The 2,496-nt window shown below is 49.4% G+C and carries 3 protein-coding genes and 2 pseudogenes; 4 read left to right on the forward strand and 1 reads right to left on the reverse strand.

Features of this window, described 5'->3' with window-relative positions; genetic code table 11:
• A partial coding sequence (locus BGK49_RS12170) for a transposase (protein ID WP_000567704.1) occupies nucleotides 1-244 on the reverse strand: 244 nt, incomplete at its 3' end.
• 90 nt (nucleotides 245-334) lie between these two features.
• Here BGK49_RS12170 and BGK49_RS12175 point away from each other — a divergent pair.
• The 4 genes and pseudogenes from BGK49_RS12175 to BGK49_RS26805 all read left to right on the forward strand — a co-directional run.
• Nucleotides 335-661, forward strand: a pseudogene (locus BGK49_RS12175) (DUF2612 domain-containing protein); the annotation flags it as partial.
• Nucleotides 662-1,511: 850 nt separating this feature from the next.
• The gene (locus BGK49_RS30435; RefSeq protein ID WP_077897081.1) at nucleotides 1,512-2,033 is read left to right on the forward strand and encodes a phage tail protein; all 522 of its coding nucleotides are present in this window, start codon (nucleotides 1,512-1,514) and stop codon (nucleotides 2,031-2,033) included.
• 2 nt (nucleotides 2,034-2,035) lie between these two features.
• A pseudogene (locus tag BGK49_RS12185) lies at nucleotides 2,036-2,275 on the forward strand (tail fiber assembly protein); the annotation flags it as partial.
• 56 nt (nucleotides 2,276-2,331) lie between these two features.
• Nucleotides 2,332-2,496, forward strand: a 165-nt coding sequence (locus BGK49_RS26805) for an IS1 family transposase (RefSeq protein WP_047664789.1), incomplete at its 3' end; no start/stop codon positions are given.

A 2,496-nucleotide genomic window follows, 5' to 3' on the forward strand; every position in this document is an offset into this window, starting at 1 on the left:
CTTTAATCTGCTTCATGGCGGCAGCAAGTTCAGAGGCAGGAACAACCTGTTCTCCGGCGGCCACAGCAGTAAGACTTCCTTCCTGGTATTGCTTACGCCAGAGAAATAACTGGCTGGCTGCTACACCATGTTGCCGGGCAACGAGGGAGACCGTCATCCCCGGTTCAAAGCTCTGCTGAACAATTGCGATCTTTTCCTGTGTGGTACGCCGTCTGCGTTTCTCCGGCCCTAAGACATCAATCATCTGTACTCCAATGACTAGTCTAAAAACTAGTATTAAGACTATCACTTATTTAAGTGATACTGGTTGTCTGGAGATTCAGGGGGCCAGTCTAATCAGGCACCGTTTTACAACGGAAAATCGGATACCCGGACTGTTGACCTGTCTGATGCTGTATACCGGCGGCTGATACTGATGAAAGCCATGTCGAACATTACTGACTGTTCCGTTCCGGATATTAACCGGATGCTGAGATTTATGTTCGGAAAAAAACGGCGGGCTTATGTTCTGAATAATGGTGGGCTGAGGATGAGTTACATCTTTGAGTCCGCGCTCTCGTTGGCAGAACTGGCGATTATCCAGTCGTCGGGTGCACTGCCGTCCCCGCCGGGTGTTTATGTTTCAGTAGTTTTAAAGGAGTCCCGTAATGAAGGCCAGTGATAAACCCCGCCAGCTGGCGGTCCCCTTTGCGAGTACCGGAGATAAAAACCGTATCCCGGACAAGGCGACACAGCAGACCAGAGAGAGCGGTAATGCTGCGTATGATTCAGGTTTTCCTCCGGTGACCATGACAGCGGTCTCAGCGGGAGGTATACCGCCACACGGCAAGGATTTTAACGGTCTGATGTACGATATTACCGCAGCAATACGGTTCGCCCAAGCTGGCGGTTTGTACACGTATAATGCCGGTTTTGCGGGGGCCATTGGTGGATATGCAAAAGGAGCCATTCTCGCCGGAGTCGCAACAACAGCGGTCTGGCTGAATACCACAGACGATAACCTGACCGATCCTGAAGGCTCCGACAGTGCGGGCTGGGTAAATCTTCTTGAGGATCCGAAAAGGATATTCCTGCGGCAGAAGAACAATCTGTCAGACCTTCAGAATAAAGGGACGGCACGGGATAATCTTCAGGTTTACAGTAAAGAGCAGTCAGATCAACGCTATGTTCATCGGGAAGGCGATAAAATAACCGGAGAGCTGAAAATCCGTGGTGTTAATGCGCTGAGGATTTTCAACGAAGCTTTTGGCCTGATTTTTCGTCGTTCGGAAGAGTGCCTGCACCTTATTCCCACCAGTGAAGGTCAGGGGGAAAATGGCGATATTGGTCCCCTGCGCCCGTTCACCATTAATTTGCGGACGGGTGAAATATCCATGTCGCATAAAGTGTCTGTTGGCGGTGGTTCGCAGGTCAATGGTGCGCTGGGTATCGGCGTTCAGAACGCCCTGGGGGGGAATTCAATTGTTCTTGGTGATAATGACACCGGATTTAAACAGAATGGAGACGGTATTCTGGATGTTTATGCTAATAGTCAGCGTGTATTCCGCTTTCAGAATGGAGTGGCTATTGCTTTTAAGAATATTCAGGCCGGAACTGCCAGAAAATTCACGTTATCCAGCGCCAACAACTCCACGAAAAATGCAGCGTTTTATTTGTGGGGTAATCCATCCAGGTCTGTTGTTGCAGAGCTTGGCGATGATTCAGGCTGGCATTTTTTCAGCCAGAGGAATACAGATAACAGCATCACGTTCGCCGTAAACGGACAGGTAATTCCGTTAAATTACGGAAACTTCGATGCCCGCTATAAATATCGAACAGAGGGGGTACAGGATGTACGGTATGGCCATGAAATGTATTACAGCCCCGGCAGTAACACCGTTTCGTGGAGATTTCGCGCACCTTCGGGACACGGGCTGTCAGGGATAGCGATATCGGATACCGGCCGTGACTCAGCGGATAACGTCAACGGCGTGTATTACCGCCCGCTTCAGAAACTGATTAATGGCACCTGGTATAACGTGGCGAGTGTTTAACAATGTTGCATTTAAAAAATATTACTGCGGGCAATCCGAAAACCGTGGAACAATATCAGCTGACAAAACAATATGATGTCACCTGGCTTTTTTCGGAAGACGGAAAAAACTGGTATGAAGAGCTGAAGAATTTCGCCAGCGACACAATTAAAATAACTTACACCGGAGACGGTCGCGTGGTGTGGGTCGGTAAGGATGTGACAGGCATTGAACCCCGTAACGCCAGTGTTATTGAAGTTCCTGGGTAATGCTGCCAACTTACTGATTTAGTGTATGATGGTGATTTTAAGGTGCTTGCGTGGCTTCCATTTCCATCAGATGTCCTTCCTGCTCCGCTACTGAAGGCGTGGTGCGTAACGGCAAAAGCACTGCCGGACATCAGCGCTATCTCTGCTCTCATTGCCGTAAAACATGGCAACTACAGTTCACTTACACCGCCTCTCAGCCCGGTACGCACCAGAAA

The sequence above is a fragment of the Shigella sp. FC1544 genome (assembly GCF_001722145.1).
In the GTDB taxonomy this organism is placed as follows: Bacteria; Pseudomonadota; Gammaproteobacteria; order Enterobacterales; family Enterobacteriaceae; genus Escherichia; species Escherichia coli.